At 65.3% G+C, this 22,409-nt stretch carries 17 protein-coding genes, 1 tRNA gene and 1 pseudogene; 10 read left to right on the top strand and 9 right to left on the bottom strand.

Annotated elements, in window-relative coordinates; genetic code table 11:
* Positions 1-22: 22 nt before the first annotated feature.
* Positions 23-499, top strand: a complete 477-nt coding sequence (locus I6F09_RS08670) for an NUDIX hydrolase (RefSeq protein ID WP_225187880.1) — start codon at positions 23-25, stop codon at positions 497-499.
* Positions 500-705: 206 nt separating this feature from the next.
* On the top strand, positions 706-1,563 hold the full coding sequence (locus tag I6F09_RS08665) for a glyoxalase superfamily protein (RefSeq protein ID WP_035997829.1): 858 nt from the start codon (positions 706-708) through the stop codon (positions 1,561-1,563).
* A gap of 11 nt (positions 1,564-1,574) precedes the next feature.
* Here I6F09_RS08665 and I6F09_RS08660 read toward each other — a convergent pair whose 3' ends face one another.
* The 4 genes from I6F09_RS08660 to I6F09_RS08645 form a co-directional block, all read right to left on the bottom strand.
* Positions 1,575-1,817: a hypothetical protein gene (locus tag I6F09_RS08660; protein ID WP_036021432.1), complete on the bottom strand. Its 243-nt coding sequence runs from the start codon at positions 1,815-1,817 to the stop codon at positions 1,575-1,577.
* Between the two features lie 8 nt (positions 1,818-1,825).
* Positions 1,826-2,299 carry an L-2-amino-thiazoline-4-carboxylic acid hydrolase gene (locus I6F09_RS08655; RefSeq protein ID WP_225187879.1) on the bottom strand — a complete coding sequence of 158 codons (474 nt, stop codon included), beginning with the start codon at positions 2,297-2,299 and terminating at the stop codon, positions 1,826-1,828.
* Positions 2,300-2,513: 214 nt separating this feature from the next.
* Positions 2,514-2,588, bottom strand: a tRNA-Val gene (locus I6F09_RS08650).
* Between the two features lie 74 nt (positions 2,589-2,662).
* Positions 2,663-3,022 (bottom strand): response regulator, encoded by a 360-nt coding sequence (locus I6F09_RS08645; RefSeq protein ID WP_007597092.1) that lies wholly within the window; start codon positions 3,020-3,022, stop codon positions 2,663-2,665.
* 333 nt (positions 3,023-3,355) lie between these two features.
* Between I6F09_RS08645 and I6F09_RS08640 the strand changes: the two genes are divergently transcribed.
* A complete protein-coding gene (locus I6F09_RS08640; protein ID WP_035997849.1) occupies positions 3,356-4,246 on the top strand; it encodes an N-formylglutamate amidohydrolase in 891 nt (296 codons plus the stop codon).
* Between the two features lie 522 nt (positions 4,247-4,768).
* Positions 4,769-5,551, top strand: a complete 783-nt coding sequence (hisN, locus tag I6F09_RS08635) for a histidinol-phosphatase (RefSeq protein WP_036021430.1) — start codon at positions 4,769-4,771, stop codon at positions 5,549-5,551.
* A 253-nt stretch (positions 5,552-5,804) separates the two neighbouring features.
* Here hisN and I6F09_RS08630 read toward each other — a convergent pair whose 3' ends face one another.
* Entirely contained in the window at positions 5,805-6,695 is an 891-nt protein-coding gene (locus I6F09_RS08630; RefSeq protein WP_225187878.1) for a LysR substrate-binding domain-containing protein, read from the bottom strand.
* Between the two features lie 90 nt (positions 6,696-6,785).
* Between I6F09_RS08630 and I6F09_RS08625 the strand changes: the two genes are divergently transcribed.
* Positions 6,786-7,538: a sulfite exporter TauE/SafE family protein gene (locus I6F09_RS08625; RefSeq protein ID WP_035997816.1), complete on the top strand. Its 753-nt coding sequence runs from the start codon at positions 6,786-6,788 to the stop codon at positions 7,536-7,538.
* Between the two features lie 5 nt (positions 7,539-7,543).
* Here I6F09_RS08625 and I6F09_RS08620 read toward each other — a convergent pair whose 3' ends face one another.
* Together I6F09_RS08620 and I6F09_RS08615 are read right to left on the bottom strand one after the other, a co-directional pair.
* Positions 7,544-7,954, bottom strand: a complete 411-nt coding sequence (locus tag I6F09_RS08620) for a GFA family protein (RefSeq protein ID WP_036021404.1) — start codon at positions 7,952-7,954, stop codon at positions 7,544-7,546.
* Between the two features lie 54 nt (positions 7,955-8,008).
* On the bottom strand, positions 8,009-8,641 hold the full coding sequence (locus I6F09_RS08615) for a LysE family translocator (protein WP_036036663.1): 633 nt from the start codon (positions 8,639-8,641) through the stop codon (positions 8,009-8,011).
* Positions 8,642-8,862: 221 nt separating this feature from the next.
* Between I6F09_RS08615 and I6F09_RS08610 the strand changes: the two genes are divergently transcribed.
* Positions 8,863-10,659: a tetratricopeptide repeat protein gene (locus I6F09_RS08610; RefSeq protein WP_225187877.1), complete on the top strand. Its 1,797-nt coding sequence runs from the start codon at positions 8,863-8,865 to the stop codon at positions 10,657-10,659.
* A 184-nt stretch (positions 10,660-10,843) separates the two neighbouring features.
* Positions 10,844-13,609, top strand: a complete 2,766-nt coding sequence (locus I6F09_RS08605; RefSeq protein ID WP_225187876.1) for a di-heme-cytochrome C peroxidase — start codon at positions 10,844-10,846, stop codon at positions 13,607-13,609.
* Between the two features lie 160 nt (positions 13,610-13,769).
* Here I6F09_RS08605 and I6F09_RS08600 read toward each other — a convergent pair whose 3' ends face one another.
* On the bottom strand, positions 13,770-14,717 hold the full coding sequence (locus I6F09_RS08600) for an alpha/beta hydrolase (RefSeq protein ID WP_035997802.1): 948 nt from the start codon (positions 14,715-14,717) through the stop codon (positions 13,770-13,772).
* 216 nt (positions 14,718-14,933) lie between these two features.
* Here I6F09_RS08600 and I6F09_RS08595 point away from each other — a divergent pair, with 216 nt between their 5' ends.
* Entirely contained in the window at positions 14,934-15,398 is a 465-nt protein-coding gene (locus I6F09_RS08595) for an Hsp20 family protein (RefSeq protein ID WP_035997846.1), read from the top strand.
* Between the two features lie 156 nt (positions 15,399-15,554).
* Positions 15,555-16,325: an alpha/beta hydrolase gene (locus I6F09_RS08590; RefSeq protein ID WP_036036655.1), complete on the top strand. Its 771-nt coding sequence runs from the start codon at positions 15,555-15,557 to the stop codon at positions 16,323-16,325.
* A 62-nt stretch (positions 16,326-16,387) separates the two neighbouring features.
* Here the strand turns inward: I6F09_RS08590 and I6F09_RS08585 are convergent.
* Positions 16,388-17,138: pseudogene (locus I6F09_RS08585) on the bottom strand (hypothetical protein).
* A 491-nt stretch (positions 17,139-17,629) separates the two neighbouring features.
* Between I6F09_RS08585 and gltB the strand changes: the two are divergent.
* A complete protein-coding gene (gltB, locus tag I6F09_RS08580; protein WP_225187875.1) occupies positions 17,630-22,375 on the top strand; it encodes a glutamate synthase large subunit in 4,746 nt (1,581 codons plus the stop codon).
* The last annotated feature ends 34 nt before the right edge of the window (positions 22,376-22,409 follow it).

Raw genomic sequence — 22,409 nt, 5'->3', positions numbered from 1 at the left:
CGACACGGATTAACGATCCGCCATGACCACTTGGCGCCCACATCCCGGTATCCGCGTCGTCGCTATCGGCCTGCATTGGCGCGGCGGGCGGCTGCTGGCGGCCGAGGTGCGCGACGATGCGGGGCGGATCAAGGGGGTGCGCCCGCTCGGCGGCGAGATCGAGTTCGGCGAGAGCTGGCGCGCGGCCTTGGTGCGGGAATTCAACGAAGAGCTCGGCATCGACGTCGGCATCGTGGGTGAGCCCTTGATGCTGGAGAACATCTTTGTGCACGAGGGATCGACCGGGCACGAGGTGATGTACATCGCGGAGGTCGCGTTTCCGGCTGGCGCATTCGCCGGCCGGGAGCGCATCGACTTCCGCGAGGACAATGGAGAGCAGATCGTCGCGCGGTGGTTCGACCTTGCCGATCTCGACCTGGACGGCGGGCCGAAGCTCTATCCGACCGGACTGAAGGACTTGCTGCTGCAGCCTGCGCGTCGTGCATCAACGGAAGAGTGATGCGTGATCCATGTCGAGACGCCGACGACGTCAGTTGACAAGCATGGCGCTCTCAAGCAAATTTCGAAAGGTTGATACCGCCGGCCGCTTGCGCCCTTCGGGGTATGGTGAAGTGTATCGGACCGCCGCCCGCTTCCTTTGCTCACGCGAACGGGTCAGTAACGCAAGCCCTGACATTCTCCGTTCATGTTGCAAAGGAACAGAGTATGCGCGATTTCCGCGACGCCAAAGCCATGGCGCAGACGCTCCGAGAATCCCTCAACGCCCGATCGGTCTCCCTCACCGTCAGCGAGAGCCTCGAGCTCATCGCGAGGTTATTCGGGCTGGCCGATTGGAATGTCCTGGCGGCCCGAATCCGTTCTGCGGAGCAGGCCGGCTCGGGCCGCAGCAACGAGGAAAGCACCAAGACCGATGCTGCGGATCAGCTCCGCTCGAGAGCCAAAGAAACTCAGTTGCCGCAGGCGGTGCTGGATCGTTATGCCGGAACATACCAATTCCATAGCGCCGTCTTCACCGTGACGCGTGAACAGGATCATCTGTCTGGACGGCTGAGCGGTCAAAGCTCGGCGCAATATTACGCGGTGGGCGAAACGGAATTCGCCGCGCGGGAGATCGATGTCGAGCTACGGTTTACCCTCGGGCCGGATGGGGTGCCTACCGCCGTGATCCTGCGCCAGCACGGCAACGATCACACCATGCCACGCATCGACACGAGCACGGCGCAAGAGCTCCAACGCGCGATCGAGTCTCGTATGAGCAGCCGGTCCGCCAATCCCGGGACCGCGGCCGCGCTTCGCCGTCTGATCGAGAGCGTCGCATCGGGCCAGCCCAATTACGGCGAGATGAGCGCCGACTTGGCCGAGGCGACACGCAAGCAATTGCCGCGCCTGCAGCCGGGCCTTGCCGAAATGGGTCCGATCACCTCGATCGAATTCCTCGGTGTGAACGCACAAGGACAGGACGTCTATTCCGTCTGGCATCAGGGTGGCGCAGCCTCGCACTGGCACATCGCGCTCGGCAACGACGGCACGATCATCTCGGCCTTCGTCACGCCGGGGCCATGAGCTCGGTCAGGCTACCACACCTCCGCGCCGGGAATTCTCTTCCGCACCGCCATCCGCTGGATCCAGATGCAGCGGCGGACGGACCTGCTGGAGCGGCCGACGGCGGAGATCCCCTCGCCGGCCTGAAGCAGCGGCGCCACGTTCTGGCGCAAGCTGCGGCAGCGCTGGAGCTCGGCTTGCCAGTCGACGATCGCGGCGTCGGCGCGCGGCGCCATCAGCGCCAGCATCGCCATGGCGAGACAGATCGTCCGCATCGCTCCTCTCACTGTGATCCGCCTCCATCCCGGCGGTGGCGGAAATCGCAATGAGAGGCGCCCTGCATGATGGTCTGCGTGCGCGTGAGCCTGACGTCGGGACCGAACCCCTCCGCGGTCGCAAAGTCCGCGGTGCAGATCAGCAGGAAGCCGAGTTCGGGCTCGCCCAGGGCCTTGTAGAACTCGGCATAGGCGCAGCGCGTCACGTCGAACGCGAAGGCGTCCGCCGTCTGTTCGATCACGTCATAAGCGAGCGCATCGTCGCGGGCATAAGTTTTGAAGGCCGACGACACGGCCTTGCCGAGATTGCTCTCGTTCTTGGCCTTCCAGAACGCCTCGCCGAAGCCGCGATAGAGATCGCCGAGCGCCTTGCGCACCAGCGCATTGGCGCGCGCCTCGCCGAGCTCGGCCTGCAACGTCTTGATCAGCGGCACCAGCACCTGCGCCTGGATCTTCGCTTGCTCGATGACGGACACGGTCATGGGCGGCCTCGTGTCGGAGATGTCATTGTAGCCCGGATGGAGTGCAGGGTCATCCGGGACAGCGGCCGGGAAACTGCGGCCGGATTGCGCGTCGCTGCAACGGGCTAGAAGCTTTCGAGCAAGCCGCACCAGTCCGTCTTCGCTCTTCGAGCTACGCCGGACACGCTTCGCCGCAATCTTCCAGGCTGTGCCACGCGAAGCCGAAGGCGAAGCGTGGTGGGCACGACAGGGATCGAACCTGTGACCCCTACCATGTCAAGGTAGTGCTCTCCCGCTGAGCTACGTGCCCTAAAGTCCACTTGTGTCGGGTGGGGTCCCTATAACGGCTCAGGGGAGCCGGCGCAAGGACGGAAGGGGGCCGATTCAGGCCGCCAGCATCTTGTTCACTTCGCTGACCAATTCGCGCAGATGCACCGGCTTGGACAGGACCTTGGCGTTCTTGGGGGCGTCCGAATCCGAGTTCAGGGCGACCGCGGCAAAGCCAGTGATGAACATGATCTTGATGTCGGGGTCGAGTTCCGAGGCTCGGCGGGCGAGCTCGATGCCGTCCATTTCCGGCATGACGATGTCGGTCAACAGCATCTCGAACGGCTCTTCCCGCAGCCGCTGATAGGCGGCCATGCCGTTGTCGTGGGACGAGACCTGAAAACCGGCGTTTTCCAGCGCCTTGACCAGGAAACGGCGCATGTCGTTGTCGTCTTCGGCGAGCAGGATCTTTGGCATGGCAGGAAACGTCGAATCCCCAGAGGATATCAGCAGAGGTCACTAAGCCCGACAGAGGGTAAATTTGGGGTGAAAATCTTAACCCTGCGCCGGCCCCGCTGCCGGCTCTTTGTGGACCGGAACGAGGTCCAGATCAATCGAGCCGGACCGGCGCGTCCCCATCCCGATGCCTGCACGGTTAAGACGTGTTCCAAGGGGCCATGACATCTTTTCGCTTGGCAGAATGGTTGCGATTCCGGACAATGACGACACATAAGAGCCGCGAGATCGGCCGAATCATTGGACCCGGAGCTTGTCCGGATCGTGCGGCACGAAGGGACGAAGCCTGAGAAGATGACCCGCTTTGACGGCGACATGTCGCCAGCCTTCGAGATCTTCGAGCCTGCCGAATGGCGCGCGCCCGTCATCTTCAACTCGCCGCATTCCGGCTCGACCTATCCTGAAGAATTCCTGGCGGCGTCGCGGATCGACCTGCCCACGCTGCGACGGTCGGAAGATTCGTTCATGGATGAGCTGATCGGCCATCTGAGCGCGCGCGGCTTTCCGACGGTGCGGGTCAACTTTCCCCGCTCCTATGTCGACGTCAACCGCGAGCCCTATGAGCTCGACCCGCGCATGTTCACTGGCCGGCTGCCGAGCTTCGCCAACACCCGCTCGATGCGGGTCGCCGGCGGCCTCGGCACCATTCCGCGCGTGGTGGGCGACGGCCAGGAGATCTATCGCGACCGCCTCCTGGTCGACGATGCGCTGGGGCGGATCGAGACGCTGTACAAGCCCTACCATCGCGCGCTGCGCCGGCTGATCAACAAGGTGCACCAGATGTTCGGCACGGTGGTGCTGGTCGACTGCCACTCGATGCCCTCGGTCGGCGTCAGCAGGGACGAGCCGCGCCGGCCCGACGTCGTAATCGGCGATCGCTACGGCACCAGCTGCACGCCGCTCTTGCCCGATCGCGTCGAGGAGACCATGAGCGGGCTCGGCTATTCGATCGGCCGCAACAAGCCCTATGCCGGCGGCTTCATCACCGAGCATTACGGCAATCCCGCGAGCGGCCTGCACGCCGTGCAGCTCGAGCTCAACCGCGCGATCTACATGGACGAGCGGCGGCGCGAGCGCGGCGCTCGCTTTGCGCAAGTGGCCTCCGACTTCGGCGTTCTCGCCGACGTGCTGGCGACCACGATTCCGTTCGCCGATCTCGGCCCGTTCCAAGCCGCGGCGGAATAGGACGCAGCTTCTCTCCGAAACGACGAGGCCTTGCGCGCGACTGCGTTTTCGCTTCGCAAGCTTGCGCGCCCCAAATGAAAACGGCGGGGCTAAGAAAAAAGGGCCGCTCGCGAATGACGCAAGCGGCCCAAGTCTAGGGAGGAAACGCCCAAGGAGGGCAGCGGTAACGCGAGGCGCTACCGCACCGCAACAATATGCGACCGCGCCGCACAAAGTGCAAGGGCTTTTGCGCGGTTTCCCATGCAAATCGCACATGGCTCAGTTGCTTCTATGGAAACCCAGATTCAGTTTCTTTGATGAGGGAATTCAATGGGTTGATAGTCATTTGCATGCGAACAAGGCAAGGTCGGAACTAAGATTTCAACTCCATGATCGATATTTGGCCAGCAGATGACTGGAATGGGGCAGCCCGCCGCGGCATCCAAAATACCAGGGAGCAATATCAAGACAGCGCTGCACGCGGCAGGCGAATTGAGCTAGGCAGGAGGCAAGCTCTCCAACTTCGCTTCGAGGATTTCGCCTGTGACGGTGATCGACTTCTCCGCCTTCATCGGTCGGCTCGCCACCGCCTCCGGCGAAACCATCCTGCCGTTCTTCCGCACCTCGCTGTCGATCGACGACAAGAGCAAGACCAAGGATTTCGACCCGGTGACGGAGGCCGACCGCGCCGCGGAGGCGGTGATGCGGCGGCTGATCAAGGCCAACTTCCCCCAGCACGGCATCGTCGGCGAGGAATTCGGCAACGAGCGCGAGGACGCCGACTATGTCTGGGTGCTCGACCCCATCGACGGCACCAAATCCTTCATCGGCGGCTTTCCGATCTGGGGCACGCTGATCGCGCTGTTGCACAAGGGCACGCCGGTGTTCGGCATGATGCACCAGCCCTTCATCGGCGAGCGCTTTTCCGGCGACAACGGTTCGGCCAATTATAAAGGGCCGTCGGGCGAGCGCCGGCTCCAGGTCCGCCGCTGCGCTTCGCTGTCGGAGGCCACGACCTACACCACCAGCCCGCTGCTGATGAACGAGAGCGACCGCGCCATCTTCGGCCACATCGAGAAGAGCGCGCGGCTGTCGCGCTATGGCGGCGACTGCTACTCCTATTGCATGCTTGCCGCGGGCCACGTCGACCTCGTGGTCGAGACCGAGCTGAAGCCCTATGACATCGCGGCACTGATTCCGATCGTGACCGGCGCCGGCGGCGTCGTCACCACCTGGGAAGGCAAGCCGGCCCAAGGCGGCGGCCGCATCATCGCCGCCGGCGACGCACGGGTGCACGAGGCAGCGTTGAAGCTTTTGAACCAGTAGCGCGCGGGCGGAGGGCTTGCATCACCGACGCGGGAGCGGAGATGGCGAAGTAGGTGTCTTACCCTCCCCTGGAGGGCAGGGCTATCGCATATGAGATGCCGCTATGGCAGCGTCATGGCCGGGCTTGTCCCGGCCATCCACGCCTTTCCACGCGGCACAAAGAACGTGGATGCCCGGGACAAGCGCGGGCATGACGACCTCTGCAAAATTCAATTGCGATTGTCCTGACCCTCCAGGGGAGGGTAACAGGTCCTCACACCGCCTCGGCTCGCAAATGCTCCACCAGCAGCTTGGCCGGCCTTGGCAGCGCCTTGAAGCTGCGCGCGCAGATCACGAGACGGCGGTTGGCGAAGGCATCGCGCAGGCGGATCATGGCGAGCGGCATGGTCCTGGCGCAGCGGCGGGCGGCGGCTTCGGGCACCAGCGCCACGCCGACATCGGCCGCGACCATCTGGCAGATCGCGTCGAAGTCGCGCAGGCGCGCGCGGAAATGCGGCCGCATGCCGAGCCGCGCGGCGTGCTTCGAGATGTGCATCTGGAGCGCGGTGGCGCTGGTCAGCCCGACGAAGTCGCAAGCCCCTGCCTCCTGAAAGTCGATCTGGCGGCGGCCGGCGAACGGGCCGCGTTTCGACGTCACCAGCGTCAGGCGATCCTCGCTGAAGGGAAAGCGCTCGATATGCTCGGGCAGCGCGTGCTCGGCGGCGAAGCCGAGATCGGCGGCGCCTGCGGTGATCGCCGCCGCGATATCGGTGCTCTCGCGCTCCTCGATGTCGACGGCGACGTCGCGATGCTGGCGCAGGAAACCGGCGAGCGCTTTCGGCAGATGCTCCGACAGGCCCGACGTGTTGGCGAGAAAATGCACGCTGGCGCGCACGCCGCTGGCAAAGCCGGCGAGATCGCCGCGCATGGCGTCGATCTGGTGGATCACGAGCCTGGCATGATCGAGCAGGCTCTCGCCGGCCGCGGTCAACTCGACGCCGCGGCGGCCGCGCTTGAGCAGCGCGACGCCGAGCGCATCCTCGAGCCCCTTGATGCGCGCGCTGGCCGAGGCCAGCGCGAGGTGCGAGCGCTCCGCGCCGCGGGTGATGCTGCGCTGGTCGGCGACCGCGATGAAGAGCTGGAGATCGACCAGGTCGAAGCGCATGCGATGTCTCCTTGAGCCTTCGTTGAGGCCGAAGGCTCTCTCCGTAACCTCCAGATTGTGCGCCGGCGCGGCTTCGGTCAATGTGCAGACATGATCGACCCGCTGCTCATCCTCATCGCCGCCGTGTTCCTGCTCGCCGGATTCGTCAAGGGCGTGGTCGGGCTCGGCCTGCCGACGGTGTCGATGGGCCTGCTCGCCGTGAGCATGGCGCCGAGCCGCGCCATCGCCATCGTCATCGTGCCGGCCATCGTCACCAACATCTGGCAGACCTTCGTCGGCCCGTATTTGCGCGACATCCTGCGGCGGCTGTGGCCGCTGATGATCGGCACCGTGGTCGGCTGCTGGCTCAATGCCGGCGCGCTGACCGGGCCGCATGCGCGCTACGGCACGATCGTGCTGGGCGCCCTGCTCGTCGTCTACGCCGTGATCGGACTGAACAAGTTCCACTTCCGCGTCGCGCCCGAGAACGAGAAATGGGTCGGCGGCGTGGTCGGCGTCATCACCGGGGTGATTTCGGCCTCAACAGGCGTGCAGGTGATCCCGTCGATGCCGTTCATGCAGGCGATCGGCATGGAGAAGGACGAATTGGTGCAGGCGCTCGGGGTGTTTTTCACCACCGCAACGCTGGCGCTCGCCTTCAACCTGACCGCGGTCGGATTGCTCACGCCCGCCAATGTCGTGCCGGGCGCGATCGGACTCGCCATGGCCTTTGCCGGCATGTTCATCGGCCAATCGGTGCGGGCGCGGATGCCGGCGGAGGCGTTTCGCCGCTGGTTCCTGATCGCGATGATCCTGCTCGGCCTTTACCTCGCCGGCAGCGCGCTGGCGAAAGAATTCGCTTAAGCGCCTTACGATTTCGGCCCGTAGCCCGGCACCCATTTTTCGTGCTGGGGCAGGTCGTCCTGGATTGTCCACCACGACGCGCGCGACGAGGTGAAAACGTGGAGGCGAGGCCGGACTTCCGGGTCGTCATCGAGCAGGCCAGCGGGAATGCTGACGGTCGGGAGATAGCTCGCCTTGCCCGGCGTCGGGCAGCCGCAGGTCCTGCAACGGTAGCGGATACTGCCCGGCGAGGATTCGTAAGATGCCGTCATGTCCTCGCCCGCCACGAAGCGAAACTTGTCGGCATCGACATGCGCGTAGGTGGCGAAGGCCGCGCCGCTCAGCTTGCGGCAATTGACGCAATGGCAGTGCGTCAGCGCGCGCACCTTCTCGATCTCGAACCGCACGGTGCCACACAGACAGCTTCCACGGATCATCGAAACCTCCCGAGCGCAGCCTCGATCGGACCGCTTCTCATTCACTAGAAGGAGCTACCGTGTCTCCAGCATGGCGACGCGGATGCCGAGATAGATGAAGAGGCCGCCGAGCGCGCGGTTGACCCAGGCGATCGCGCCCTCGGACTTGCGCAGCCGGTAGGCGGCTCTGGCGGCGAACGCCGCCAGCACCAGGCACCACAGTGTCCCCGTAAAGATGAAGATCAGGCCGAGCGTCAGGAAGGCGAGCGGCTTGTGCGGGGCATCGGCTGCGACGAATTGCGGCAGAAAGGCGAGGAAGAACAGCGCGACCTTGGGATTGAGCGCGTTGGTGAAGACACCCTGGAGGAAGACCCGCTGCAATGAGCTCCGCGCCGGCTCGTCGATGCTTGCAGCCAGCGCCGGGCGCGACCACAGCATCTGGAGACCGGTCACGACCAGATAGGCTGCGCCGACCAGCTTCAGGATCGAAAAGGCCGTGGACGAGGCCATCAGCAGAGCCGAAAGCCCGATCGCCGCGCCCGCGACATGGACGAAGCAGCCGCAACTGATGCCCAGGGCGGCAGCGGCTCCCCCCCGCCAGCCCATCTGCATGCTGCGGCCGATCACGTAAACCGAATCCGGCCCCGGCGTGATGTTGAGCAGCACGCCCGAGAGGATGAAAAGCCCGATCTCGTGAATGCCCAGCATGAAGGTCCTCCGCTGCCGTCCTGGCGGTCCTGGTTCCGCTTAGTCGGTTCGCCCGTTCCCATCCACCGCCGGGATTGCGCAGGATTTACCTCGAATTTGCAATGCGGATCATGCTTCCGCTGCGGCGCATCTGCTCTATAAAGGCGGGGTTCTTGAAATGCGGGATTCGCGGCAACCGCCACGCTGTGGCCGGTCATCTGGTCCCTTGGAGCTTTGAGGATATGGAAAGACGTCTGGCCGCCATCGTCTGCGCCGATGTCGCCGGCTATTCGCGCATGATGGGCAGCGACGAGGCCGGCACCCATGCCGCCTTCAAGGCCCATCGCGCCGCGATCCATCCCATCATCCTCAATCACGGCGGCCGCGTCGTGAAGAACACCGGCGACGGCTTCCTGCTGGAATTCGCCTCGATCGTCGGCGCCGCCGAGGCGGCGATCGCGATGCAGACGCTGATGGCCGAACGCAACCGCCATCTGCCAGCCGACCGCGCCATGCAGTTCCGGCTCGGCATCCACATGGGCGACGTCATCGCCGACGAGGACGAGGTCTTCGGCGACGATGTCAACATCGCCGTCCGCCTGGAATCGGTGGCGAGCCCCGGCGGCTTCGCGATCTCGGCCAAGGCCTACCGGGAGGCGAGCAAGCATCTCACCGTGCCGCTGACCGATGCCGGCAACCATCGCTTCAAGAACATCAAGGATGCGATCGGGGTCTTTACCTGGACGCCCGAAGGGGCGCCGGCGCTTGCCCCCGAGCTCCGTGAGGCCTCGGCGCTGTCGCAGCAGTACCGCACGGCCATCGTCGGCGTGCTGCCCTTTGCCAATCTCAGCGACGCCCAGGACGAATATTTCTCCGACGGCCTCACCGAGGACCTGATCCACGCGCTGTCGCTGCAATCCTTCTACCGGGTGCTGAGCCGCAACTCGACCTTCGCCTTCAAGGGCAAGAACGTGGGCACCCGGCTGATCGCGCGCGAGATCGACGCCTCCTATCTGATCCAGGGCTCGGTGCGGCGCGCCGGCGCCAAGATCCGCGTCACCGCCGAGCTGATCGCGCCGGAGACCGGCGAGCAGCTCTGGACCGGCCGCTACGACCGCGACATCGGCGATTTGTTCGCGATGCAGGACGAGATCACCACCAACTTGTCCGCCGCCATCGCCACCGAGATCGTCCGTGCCGAGGCCTCGGCGCCGGCGCGGCTCTCGACCGACGTCACCGCCTGGGACCGCTTCCTCAAGGGGCTGTCGCATTACTATCGGCAAACCAAGGAAGATCTGGCCGTCGCGGTCGACCTATTCCGCGAGGCCATCGGGCTCGATCCCAAGCTGTCGATCGCGCATGCCTATCTCGCCACGATCCAGATCCAGAGCATTCAGTTCGGCTGGGTCAAGGGCACGCGCGAGATGTGGGCCGAGGCGATGAGCCTCGCCGAAACCAGCGTCCGGCTCGATCCGCGCTCCTCTTTCGCGTTCTCGATCCTGACCTGGGCGCACGCATTGGAGGGTCATCACGAGGCGGCAATGGACGCCGCCAAGCGCGCGGTCGCGCTCAACCCTTACGACAATGGCGCGCGCGGCGTGCTCGGCATCTGCCATTTCATGATCGGCGAGCACCGCGAGGCGATCGAGCTGTTCTCGATGGCGTCGCAGCGCGACAACAGCGACCCGCGCTATCAATGGGCGGCGCTGAACGCGTTCAGTCATTACCTTCTGCGCCAATATGACGCGACGCTGTCGTGGGCCCGCGAGCAGCTCTACATCAACCCGAATCACATGCAGGCGCTGGCGATCCGCGCCGCGGCGCTGGCGCAGCTCGGACGAAGCGACGAGGCCAGCGAAGCCGCCCGCGTGCTGATGGCAAATTATCCAACGCTGAATGTCGACAGGCACTTGCGCAACTTCCACTGGAAGCGGCCCGAGGACATCGCTCATTATCGCGAGGGGCTGCTGAAGGCCGGCGTGCCGCTCGGCAAGCTGACGCTGGTGCAGAGCGACGTGAAACGGGCCGCAGAATCCTGAGCGAAAGGGCCGCAGGCCCGACGTGGTTCCGGTGCGACCGCCTGCTCGTTGTTGACACGACAGTGAAATGGGCCACACTCGTCACACGCTGAAGTAGTATATCGTGCTGTCGGTTTGTTAGGACTTTCCGCGCTCTAACAGCGCGCCTGCTTTTTCAAGATTCGCTGCTTTCAGGATTTGGGCCATGCATCACCCCGCTTCGAAGCCGCCCCTCGATCCCTCGATTCCAGTCTCGCCGAACAATCCCTGCCCGTTCCTGCGCGGCCTCGTCGGCGAAGGCTTCGTCGAGGGCGGCACCGTCCCGCTCAACACGCTGTCGCAGACCATCGCCAATGCGACCGGTGAGACGGGGCTGAAGAAGGTCTCGGCCCGCATCCAGGTCCGCGGCGTCGCGATGATCGCCAACGGCGTCAAGCACATTCTGAAGAGCATCTTTTCGGGCGCGCAGCTCGACGCGCTGCGCGGCGGCCCGCTGGACAAGCGCGGCGCCGGCTCGCGCATCCTCGGCATCGACGGCAAGATCGACGAGGACGAGATCGCGCGGCTCGCGAGCTTCGGCCGGAACTACACCGACCCGAACACCGGCAGCAGCGAGCCCGGCCTCAACGCCGCGGAAATCAAGACCTTCATGCGTGACAACCTCGAGCGCGCCGGCAGCGCCGCTCGCTGGTACTACCCGCTGCTGATGAAGTTCGAATGGCCCATCCTTTTGAAGATCATCGGCAAGGGCAAGCAGGGTGAAGAGCGCTATCTCAGCGTGGCCGACGTGCGCACGCTGTTCGAACAGCGCCAATTCCCCGACCGCATCAATCAGCGGATCGTATCGCAGCCGCTGCTGTCGTCCTGCCAGCTCCGCTTTCGCTGGGCGGTCGCGCTCACGGCGTTCGTCATCGGCCTCGGCCTCGTCGCCCTGGTCGCGGTCGCCGAATTCCCCAACCAGGTTCGTGCCATGCTGCCGCAGAAGGGCGTGCTGGTGAATCTCCTGCCGCCGCCCCTGCCGGCGATGCCCGAAACCAAGGCTGCCTATTGGCTCGAGCAAAACTGGTCGCTCAAGGACCGACATTGGTTCCACCACGCCAGCCAGGGCACCGCGACGTTCCCGGTGCCCTATGAGTGGTTCGTGGCGCTGGAGCAGCCGCAGCTCCACCTGTTCTCCAAGCCGGGCCTGATCAAGGACAGCGCCTATCTCGAACGCTTCGGCTTCATCCCGAGCCCGCAGACGATCCAGACCGACACGGCGACGCTGCGCCGCTTCGGCTACGCCAATGTCTACGAGACCACGCAAGCGTCGGACTGGTCGACGCGCTGGACGCCGGCGGAGAACGTTGACGGCCTGCCGGTCGGCTTCGCGCGCATGACCGGCGTGGTCGATCCCGCGACGAGCCGCCGCGAGGACGACATGATCGGACTGACCTGCGCCGCCTGTCATACCGGCCAGATCCATTACCAGGGCATCGACGTCCGTTTCGACGGCGGCCCGGCGATGACCGACCTGAAGAAGCTCGAGCTCGCGACCGGCCTGTCGATCGCCTATACGCTGTACGTCCCGTTCCGCTTCCAGCGTTTCGCCGATCGCGTGCTCGGCCCCGACGCCAGCAAGGCGGACCGCGCTGCGCTCAAGCAGAAGCTGAGCACGATCGGCAGCTTCCTGATCGACTGGGCCAAGACCTACGAGAAAACGATCGAAGGCAAGACGACCTGGGACGGCAAGCAGCAGCAGGACACCGAGGAAGGGTTCGGCCGGCTCGATGCCCTCAACCGCATCGGCAACCAGGTGTTTTCGCAGGACCTCGCAATGAGCGGGGTCAAGGGATTCGAGAAGAACCTGCACGCCCAGGACGCGCCGGTCAGCTATCCCGCGATCTGGACGGTGCCCTGGTTCAAATTCGCCCAGTACGACGCCTCGATCGAGCAGCCGCTGATCCGCAACGCCGGCGAAGCCCTCGGCGTGACGGCGCTGCTCAATTTGTCCGATGCCTATCCGCAGGACAGGCTGTGGCGCTCCTCGGTGAACATCAGGACGCTCGGCTGGATCGAGGACATGCTGAGAGGCCCCGATCCATTCAAGGCGGCTGATGGTCCGAAGTTCGGCGGCCTGCTCGCACCGAAATGGCCCTCGCACATCCTCGGCGATGCCTGGAAGCTGAAGCCCGATCGGGTCGAACGCGGCCGCGCCATCTACGCGGAGATGTGCTCCGGATGCCATCTGCCTGACATCAACACCCCGGCCTTCTGGTCGTCGAAGCGCTGGGAGCCGAGCGGCGACAGCAAGGTGCTGAATGCGGTGACGATCCCGCTCGACGAGATCAAGACCGATCCCGAGCAGTCCCTCGTTCTCAGCAAGCGGACCGTCGACGTGCCCGGCTTTCTGAAAGTCAACACGGCTGACCTGCAGACGTGGTGGCAGTGCGAGATCCCGACCGCGAGCAAATCGCCCAACGAGATGGTCTATGCACTCGGGCTCATGACGGTGGTCGATCTCGTCGCCCGCAAATGGATGGACGACGAGAAGATCCCGGAGGCCGAACGGGCGCAAATGTGGAATATGGCGCGCAAGAACTGTCTCAATCCGGCGCCCGATCCGCGCTATCGCGCGCGGCCCTTGAACGGCATCTGGGCCACTGCGCCTTACCTGCACAACGGCTCGGTGCCTTCGCTGTACTGGCTGCTGAAGCCGCAGAACGATCGACCACAAAAATTCTGCATGGGCCGTCGCGACTACGACCCCGACACCGTCGGTTTCGCAGTCGCCGCCAACGAGCGCTGCAAGACCGGTGAAACGGAGTTCTCCGCGACCGGCTCCGACGGCAAGCCGATCCAGGGCAACAGCGTGCTCGGCCATTCCTTCGAGCGCAAGGACGGCGAGCCGAAGCGCCCCGGCGTCATCGGCCGCATGTTCAAGGATGACGCCGAACGCTACGACCTGATCGAGTATCTGAAGACGCTGTAAAGAATCTTGCTTCGTCATTGCGAGCGCAGCGAAGCAATCCAGGCTGTCAGCGCGGAGATAGCTGGATTGCTTCGTCGCAAGAGCTCCTCGCAATGACGGAGAATGAGGACGCTCCTCGACTCCGATTCTCACCGTCCTCGTGGAGGCTCCCGATCTCTTCTCACTTGAACAGCGGCGTGCCCGGCACGAAGGCGTCGAAGGCGGCCCAGAACTGCGCGCGGTAGCGGTCCTGCTCCTGGAGGATCTCGTGCTTGGCGCCGGCGATCACGAGATGGGAGCCGGCGCGCAAATGATAGGCGAATTCCTCGATCGCCGCGGTCGAGACCACGGTATCGTTGGAGGCCGCCAGCATCAGGATCGGCTGGCGGATCTGGGAGGGGTAGTTCACGCGCTTGAAGGTGTGCATCGCGCGGAAGGCGGTATCGGCCCAGGCGACCGTCGGCGAGGCTAGGCCAAGCGTCGGGTCTTCCTCCAGGATCGCGGCGTTGCGCGCATAGCGGACGGGATCGCTGGTCAAGGGATTGTTGATGAAGGGTTCGAGCCCGGTGAGGCGGTCGCTGCCGCCGGGGACGTAGCGGCCGCCCTGCCCGAGCAGGCGCATCGTCTTGAGCAGCGCACGCACGGGGAGCGAGGTGGTGCGCCCGGGCAGGTCGATCATCGGCGCAGACAGCACCATGCGGTCGAACCAGCGCTTGCCGGCATGCGCCACCCGCAGCAGCACCGTGCCGCCCATGGAATGGGCGAGCGCGAAGAAGGGTGGCGGGCAATCCGGCAGCACCACCTGCTGCACGAAGGTCTCGACGTCGATCTCGAAATCGGCGAAGTCGCGCACATAGCCCTTGCGCGGATCGCGCAGGCGGCGCGACGAATGGCCCTGCCCGCGCCAGTCGATCATCGCCACCGCAAAGCCGCGGTCGCGCAGGTCGCGCACGGTCTCGAAATATTTCTCGATCTGCTCGCTGCGCCCGGTGAAGACGCAGACCGTACCCTTGCGGTTCGCCGGCGGCGCCCAGCGCGCAAAGCGCAGCTCGACGCCATCAGGGGTCTTGATGGTGCCGCTGACGACGTTTTCGGGGACCGGATTGGCGGGAATCGAGACCAGCGTCATTGGGCGTGCTTGGGCGGGAAGTGCTGCAAATCAAGGGGCCAAAGCGCCGAAAAGGCGCCTGTCCCGCCCTCTTGAACGCCGTCTCGTTCCACCCATATCACCTTCGTGCAGGCCGCTACCAGTGTTTCGGAACCGGAACATCAGGCTGCACACAGACTAAAGCCCGGCCCGATTGGCGGGCGGGTTACCAACAGTCGCTCAATGGAGGACTTGACCATGCGTAGCTACGATCTCACTCCGTTCTATCGTTCCACCGTCGGCTTCGACCGTCTCTTCAACCTGCTCGACCAGGCCAGCTCGGACGGCAGCCCCGGTTATCCCCCCTACAACATCGAGCGCACCGGCGAGAATGCCTACCGCATCACCGTTGCGGTTTCGGGCTTTGCCAAGGATGAGCTCTCCATCGTCGCGAAGGAAAACACGCTGACGATCAAGGGCGAGAAGGTCGCGAACGAGAACTCGAAATCCGAAGTGCTCTACCGCGGCATCGCCGCGCGTGCCTTCGAGCGCGCCTTCCAGCTTGCCGACTTCGTGCAGGTGAAGGACGCCTCGCTCGAGAACGGGCTGCTTCATGTCGACCTCGTCCGCGAGATTCCCGAGGCCAAGAAGCCGCGCCAGATCGCGATCAACGCCGGCGCCAAGGCGCAGGTGATCGAGAACTCCGCCGCGCAGGCCGCCTGAGCCAGGCGACCAAACCCAGCGACTTCCAGGTTGCGAAAACGCCCCGGTGCCCCGGGGCGTTTTTTTCGTTGCAATGCATCACAGAGCAGTGATGGCGTAACACCGTCGCCTCGCTCTCCGTCCTTTGGGCATCGAACCAAAAACACGGAGAAGATCATGTCACTCTGGCGCAGCCTTTTCGTCGCCGCGAGCCTTTTGGCCGCTCCCCTCAACCTCGCTCATGCCCAGACACCGCAGACGGTCAAGGCGAAGAACGTCGTGCTGGTGCACGGCGCCTGGGCCGACGGCTCGAGCTGGTCGGAGGTGATCCCGATCCTGCAGGCTGCAGGCCTGCATGTGACCGCCGTGCAGAATCCGCTGTCCTCGCTCAGCGACTCCGTCGAGGCGACCAAGCGGGCGCTGGCCGAGCAGGACGGGCCGACGGTGCTGGTCGCGCATTCCTGGGGCGGCACCGTGATCAGCCAGGTCGGCACCGACCCGAAGGTCACCGGCCTCGTCTACGTCGCCGCACGCGCGCCCGATGCGAACGAGGATTTCGTGGCGCTGTCGAAGCAGTTTCCGGCCGGGCCGGCGCGCGCCGGCATCGTCGAGCGCGACGGCTACACCAAGCTCTCGGAAGAGGCCTTCCTGAAGTACTTCGCCAACGGCGTGAAGCCGGAGCAGGCCAAGGAGCTCTACGCCGTGCAATGGCCGACGGCGGCCTCGATCTTCGCCGGCCGCACCACGGAGGCGGCCTGGCGCTCCAAGCCGAGCTGGTACGCGGTGTCGAAGAACGACTACACCATCAACCCCGATTTCGAGCGCTTCCTCGCCAAGCGCATGAACGCCACCACGATCGAGCTCGATGCCGGCCACCTCTCGCTGGTGTCGCATCCAAAGGAGGTGGCGAATCTGATCCTGGATGCGGCGGGCTATCCGCGGAGCTGAGGCGCAGTCAGTTCACGCAAAAGCGCCCGAGAGATTCTCGGGCGCTTTCCGTTTGCTGAGGCCTAATCCAGCCCCAGTGCGGCTGGCATCTCCTGCGTCGGCAGGATGGTCGGGGCCGGCCTGACCTGACCGACGGTCGGCGCGGTTGCTTGCGGAGCGGCTTCGGTCGGCTTGGCTTGCACCACGGCGGCTTGCTGCGCGGGTTGGGCCTGCGCTGCCTGCGCCGCCGGCTCGGCTGGCTTGGCAACGACGACCGGCGGCTCGGCGCGCCGCGGGGCGGCCTTCGGCAGCGGCACGGCGCGGCTTGCCACATGCGGGATCGACGCCGGCGGGCGCGGCGGGCCGCCGCGGACCACGGTCGGCGGCAGTGCGGTTTGCGGCCCGTAGGGCGCGACCGCGCGCTCGTCATAGGCGGGCGCCATGCCATAGGCGTCAGGGGCGGGCATGAAGCGGATGATCCGCCCGTCCGCGGGCGTCGATCACCAGCCGGCCATCGTCGCCGTTTCTGTCGATCACCGCGATGGTGTAGACGCCGCCGCGCAGGCGCGGAATGCCGAGCGGCGAGAAGCCGTTTTCGCGCAGCACAGCGTAAACCTCGGTCGGCGGCAACAAGGCCAGCGCAGGGCCGCGCTCCTCGTAGCCATAACCGTAGCGCGGCGGCGGGGCGGCTTCCGGCGGCGCATAGGGCCCGTCGAAATCCGAGACCGCGATGACGGCCCCTCTGGCGATACCGCTCGCGGGAACCTGGGCCTGCCCCGCACTGGCACCCAGCGCCAGCACGGCGGCGGCCACACATCCTGTGAAAAACTTCATGATCCAGACGCTCCTGTCAGGCCCTCCGGTGGCCGCCCTCTTTCGCTTCTCGCGGCGTGGCGCGCCTTCCGAAGGGTTGATCCGAAGCTTCATTTGGGATTTCGGCGCCGCCGGGGCCGGATCAGGGCGTGTTTGCCTCAAAACCGGGGCTGCGCAACTTTTGGAAAGCGATCGATTGACTTCTGCGGAATCGGGACTTCCGCGCGCTTGTGTGCTAGACAAAAATTTGGCAAGGTGATGGTTAGGACAGGAAGACTGTCTCAATTTTGCCTGCGGTTCCGGCATAGGGATTGCAGCGAGAACTGGTGCTCTCGAGCGCCGGCAAGGTACCAGGCAAAGCCGTTCTCGGGGACGAAGAACGCCTAGGCCTGAATTTAAGAAAATGCGGCTCGCAGAGGACGAGCGGTGGCCCAGGAGCGGGTGCCGCGGGACGCCCAAGGTGCGCCGAAGATGGCGGTGAGGCAGCTTGCCGCATGGAGAGGACAGGAACAATGAACGGGTCGCAATTCGAGCGCGCAAACATCGTGGCAGAAGAGCTGTCGGCGACGGTCGCCTCGAAAACGACCGATCCGATCACCTCACCGATTCAAGAGCACAATTCGCGCCCCAAAGCCGAAGGCCTGTACGATCCGAGCCTGGAGAAGGACTCTTGCGGCGTCGGCTTCATCGCCAACATCAAGGGCAAGAAGTCGCACGAGATCGTCTCGGACGCGCTGAGCATCCTCTGCAACCTCGAGCATCGCGGCGCCGTCGGCGCCGACCCGCGCGCGGGTGACGGCGCCGGCATTCTGGTGCAGATCCCGCACGCCTTCTTCAGCCGTAAGGCCTCCGAACTCGGCTTCAAGCTGCCGGCGCCCGGCGAATACGCCATCGGCGCGTTGTTCATGCCGCGCGACACCGCCTGGCGCAACGTGATCAAGAGCATCGTCGCCGACCAGATCAAGGAAGAGGGTCTGACCCTGCTCGGCTGGCGCGACGTGCCGACCGACAATTCCTCGCTCGGCGTCACCGTGAAGCCGACCGAGCCCGCCTGCATGCAGGTGTTCATCGGCCGCAACGGCACCGCCAAGACCGAGGACGAGTTCGAGCGCCGGCTCTACATCCTGCGCAAGTCGATCTCGCAGGCGATCTACCAGCGCCGCGACCGCGGCCTCGCCGGCTATTACCCGTGCTCGATGTCCTGCCGCACCGTGATCTACAAGGGCATGTTCCTCGCCGACCAGCTCGGCAAGTACTATCCCGATCTGCACGAGGCTGACTTCGAGAGCGCGCTCGCGCTCGTGCACCAGCGCTTCTCGACCAACACCTTCCCGGCCTGGTCGCTGGCGCATCCCTACCGCATGATCGCGCATAACGGCGAGATCAACACGCTGCGCGGCAACGTCAACTGGATGGCGGCACGCCAGGCTTCGGTCAGCTCCGAGCTCTACGGCAAGGACATCAACCGGCTCTGGCCGATCTCCTATGAGGGACAGTCGGACACCGCCTGCTTCGACAACGCGCTCGAATTCCTGGTGCAGGGCGGCTACTCGCTGCCGCACGCCGTCATGATGATGATCCCGGAGGCGTGGGCCGGCAATCCCTTGATGGATGAGAAGCGCCGCGCCTTCTACGAATATCATGCCGCGCTGATGGAGCCGTGGGACGGCCCCGCCGCGATCGCCTTCACCGACGGCCGCCAGATCGGCGCCACGCTCGACCGCAACGGCCTCCGGCCCGCGCGCTATCTCGTCACCAAGGACGATCGCATCGTCATGGCGTCCGAGATGGGCGTGCTGACGATCCCAGAGGACCAGATCATCACCAAGTGGCGGCTGCAGCCGGGCAAGATGCTGCTGGTCGACCTCGAGCAAGGCCGCCTAATCCCGGACGACGAGATCAAGGCTTCGCTCGCCGCCAGCCATCCCTACAAGGAGTGGCTGGAGCGGACCCAGATCGTGCTGGAAGACCTGCCGAAGGTGCCGACCACGGGCGTGCGCTCAAACCTGTCGCTGCTCGACCGCCAGCAGGCGTTCGGCTACAGCCAGGAAGACATCACCCTCCTGATGACGCCGATGGCGGCCACGGGCGAGGAAGCCGCGGGCTCGATGGGCAACGACACGCCGATCTCGGCGCTGTCGGACAAGGCCAAGCCGCTGTTCACCTACTTCAAGCAGAACTTCGCGCAGGTCACCAACCCGCCGATCGACCCGATCCGCGAAGAGCTGGTGATGAGCCTCGTCTCTATCATCGGGCCGCGGCCGAACCTGTTCGACCTGCAGGGCATGGCCACGACCAAGCGCCTCGAAGTGCGCCAGCCGATCCTGACCGACGCGGACCTGGAAAAGATCCGCTCGATCTCGGAGGTGGCGGAGTCGCACTTCAAGTCGCGCACGCTGGACACCACCTTCCACGCCGGTCTCGGCGCGGCGGGCATGGACCAGGTGCTCGACGAGCTCTGCGCGCGCGCCGAAAGCGCGGTGCGCGAGGGCGTCAACATCATCATCCTGTCCGACCGCATGGTCGGCACCGACCGCGTGCCGATCCCATCGCTGCTCGCCTGCGCCGCCGTGCATCATCACCTGATCCGCACCGGCCTGCGCACCTCGGTCGGCCTCGTCGTCGAATCCGGCGAGCCGCGCGAAGTGCATCACTTCGCCTGCCTTGCCGGCTACGGCGCCGAAGCGATCAATCCGTACCTCGCGTTCGAGACCATCACCGCGATGAAGGACCGCCTGCCCGGCTCGCTCGACGACTATGAGATCGTCAAGCGCTACATCAAGTCGATCGGCAAGGGCCTGCTCAAGGTGATGTCCAAGATGGGCATCTCGACCTACCAGTCCTATTGCGGCGCGCAGATCTTCGACGCGGTCGGCCTCAAGGCCGACTTCGTCGCCAAGTTCTTCGCCGGCACGCACACCCGCGTCGAGGGCGTCGGCCTTGGGGAGATCGCGGAAGAAGCCGTGCGCCGCCATGCCGACGCGTTCGGCGAGGCGCAGGTCTACAAGACCGCGCTCGATGTCGGCGGCGAATATGCCTATCGCAGCCGCGGCGAGGACCATGCGTGGACCGCGGAGTCTGTGTCGCTGCTGCAGCACGCCGCGCGCGGCAATTCGCAGGAGCGCTACCGCGCCTTCGCCAAGATCCTCAACGAGCAGTCGGAGCGCCTGTTGACGCTGCGCGGCCTGTTCCGGATCAAGAACGCGGAGGAAGAAAAGCGCAAGCCGATCCCGCTCGACCAGGTCGAGCCGGCCAAGGAGATCGTCAAGCGTTTCGCCACCGGTGCGATGAGCTTCGGCTCGATCTCGCGCGAGGCGCACACCACGCTCGCGATCGCCATGAACCGGATCGGCGGCAAGTCGAACACCGGCGAAGGCGGCGAGGAAGCCGACCGCTTCAAGCCGATGCCGAACGGCGATTCCATGCGTTCGGCGATCAAGCAGGTCGCCTCGGGCCGCTTCGGCGTCACGACGGAGTATCTCGTCAACTCCGACATGATGCAGATCAAGATGGCGCAGGGTGCCAAGCCCGGCGAAGGTGGCCAGCTGCCCGGCCACAAGGTCGACGCGACCATCGCAAGAGTCCGGCACTCGACGCCGGGCGTCGGCCTGATCTCGCCGCCGCCGCACCACGACATCTACTCGATCGAGGACCTGGCGCAGCTCATCTACGACCTCAAGAACGTCAACCCGACGGGTGACGTCTCGGTCAAGCTCGTCTCGGAGATCGGCGTCGGCACTGTGGCCGCAGGCGTTGCCAAGGCGCGTGCCGACCATGTCACCATCGCGGGCTTCGAGGGCGGCACGGGTGCTTCGCCGCTGACCTCGATCAAGCATGCGGGATCGCCGTGGGAAATCGGGCTCGCCGAAACCCACCAGACCCTGGTGCGCGAGCGGCTGCGCAGCCGCATCGTGGTCCAGGTCGACGGCGGCTTCCGCACCGGCCGGGACGTCGTGATCGGCGCGCTGCTGGGCGCCGACGAGTTCGGCTTCGCCACCGCGCCGCTGATTGCGGCCGGCTGCATCATGATGCGCAAGTGCCATCTCAACACCTGCCCGGTCGGCGTCGCGACCCAGGACCCTGTCCTGCGCAAGCGCTTCACCGGCCAGCCCGAGCACGTGATCAACTACTTCTTCTTCGTCGCCGAGGAAGTCCGCGAGATCATGGCTTCGCTCGGCTTCCGCACCTTCAACGAGATGGTCGGCCAGGTGCAGCTGCTCGACCAGACCAAGCTGGTCGCGCATTGGAAGGCCAAGGGGCTCGACTTCTCCAAGCTCTTCGTCAAGCAGAAGGAAGAGAAGGGCCAGAAGATCTATCACTCCGAGCGCCAGAACCATCATCTGGAGGCGGTGCTCGACCGCACGCTGATCGAGAAGGCGCAGGCAGCGCTCGATCGCGGCGCGCCGGTGAAGATCGAGGCCGCCATCAACAGCACCAACCGCTCCGCAGGCGCGATGCTGTCCGGCGCGGTGGCCAAGATCTACGGCCATGCCGGCCTGCCGCACGACACCATCCATGTCAGCCTCAAGGGCACCGCGGGCCAGGCCTTCGGCGCCTGGCTCGCCCACGGCGTCACCTTCGAGCTCGAAGGTGAAGGCAACGACTATGTCGGCAAGGGCCTCTCGGGCGGCAAGATCATCGTCAAGCCGCCGAGGAACTCGGCCATCGTGCCGGAAGAGAGCATCATCGTCGGCAACACCGTGATGTACGGCGCGATCGAGGGCGAGTGCTACTTCCGCGGCATCGCCGGCGAGCGTTTTGCCGTGCGTAACTCGGGCGCGGTCGCCGTGGTCGAGGGCGCGGGCGATCATTGCTGCGAATACATGACCGGCGGCATCGTGGTCGTGCTCGGCAAGACCGGGCGCAACTTCGCGGCCGGCATGTCCGGCGGCATCGCCTACGTGCTCGACGAGGCCGGTGACTTCGACAAGCTGTGCAACCTCAGCATGGTCGAGCTCGAGCCGGTGCTGTCGGAGGAGCTGATCAACGCCGGCACCTATCACCATGCCGGCGACCTCGAGGCGCATGGCCGGGTCGACGTGTTCAGGAACCTGCTCGCCTCCGACGTCGAGCGGCTGCACGTCCTGATCTCGCGCCACGCCAAAGCCACCGGCTCCAAGCGCGCCGCCGACATCCTTGCCAATTGGAAGGACTGGCTGCCCAAATTCCGCAAGGTGATGCCGGTCGAGTACCGGCGCGCGCTGCGCGAGATGGCGGCCAACGCGGACGCCGAGCCGAAAATCGCGATCGGGGCGTAAGGCATTACACCTCGTCATTGCGAGCGAAGCGAAG

The organism is Bradyrhizobium sp. IC3195, assembly GCF_020193585.1.
GTDB classification, from domain to species: Bacteria; Pseudomonadota; Alphaproteobacteria; order Rhizobiales; family Xanthobacteraceae; genus Bradyrhizobium; species Bradyrhizobium yuanmingense.
This window is presented reverse-complemented; position numbering and strand designations above follow the sequence as displayed.

What these genes read in the sequence shown, in the direction of transcription:
- I6F09_RS08640 (WP_035997849.1), top strand. Translation starts at nt 3,356, where the DNA reads ATGACCCGCTTTGACGGCGACATGTCGCCAGCCTTCGAGATCTTCGAG.
- I6F09_RS08645 (WP_007597092.1), bottom strand. Translation starts at nt 3,022, where the DNA reads ATGCCAAAGATCCTGCTCGCCGAAGACGACAACGACATGCGCCGTTTC.
- I6F09_RS08630 (WP_225187878.1), bottom strand. Translation starts at nt 6,695, where the DNA reads ATGCGCTTCGACCTGGTCGATCTCCAGCTCTTCATCGCGGTCGCCGAC.
- I6F09_RS08670 (WP_225187880.1), top strand. Translation starts at nt 23, where the DNA reads ATGACCACTTGGCGCCCACATCCCGGTATCCGCGTCGTCGCTATCGGC.
- I6F09_RS08620 (WP_036021404.1), bottom strand. Translation starts at nt 7,954, where the DNA reads ATGATCCGTGGAAGCTGTCTGTGTGGCACCGTGCGGTTCGAGATCGAG.
- I6F09_RS08625 (WP_035997816.1), top strand. Translation starts at nt 6,786, where the DNA reads ATGATCGACCCGCTGCTCATCCTCATCGCCGCCGTGTTCCTGCTCGCC.
- I6F09_RS08615 (WP_036036663.1), bottom strand. Translation starts at nt 8,641, where the DNA reads ATGCTGGGCATTCACGAGATCGGGCTTTTCATCCTCTCGGGCGTGCTG.
- gltB (WP_225187875.1), top strand. Translation starts at nt 17,630, where the DNA reads ATGAACGGGTCGCAATTCGAGCGCGCAAACATCGTGGCAGAAGAGCTG.
- I6F09_RS08610 (WP_225187877.1), top strand. Translation starts at nt 8,863, where the DNA reads ATGGAAAGACGTCTGGCCGCCATCGTCTGCGCCGATGTCGCCGGCTAT.
- I6F09_RS08595 (WP_035997846.1), top strand. Translation starts at nt 14,934, where the DNA reads ATGCGTAGCTACGATCTCACTCCGTTCTATCGTTCCACCGTCGGCTTC.
- I6F09_RS08590 (WP_036036655.1), top strand. Translation starts at nt 15,555, where the DNA reads ATGTCACTCTGGCGCAGCCTTTTCGTCGCCGCGAGCCTTTTGGCCGCT.
- I6F09_RS08655 (WP_225187879.1), bottom strand. Translation starts at nt 2,299, where the DNA reads ATGACCGTGTCCGTCATCGAGCAAGCGAAGATCCAGGCGCAGGTGCTG.
- I6F09_RS08600 (WP_035997802.1), bottom strand. Translation starts at nt 14,717, where the DNA reads ATGACGCTGGTCTCGATTCCCGCCAATCCGGTCCCCGAAAACGTCGTC.
- I6F09_RS08605 (WP_225187876.1), top strand. Translation starts at nt 10,844, where the DNA reads ATGCATCACCCCGCTTCGAAGCCGCCCCTCGATCCCTCGATTCCAGTC.
- I6F09_RS08660 (WP_036021432.1), bottom strand. Translation starts at nt 1,817, where the DNA reads ATGCGGACGATCTGTCTCGCCATGGCGATGCTGGCGCTGATGGCGCCG.
- I6F09_RS08665 (WP_035997829.1), top strand. Translation starts at nt 706, where the DNA reads ATGCGCGATTTCCGCGACGCCAAAGCCATGGCGCAGACGCTCCGAGAA.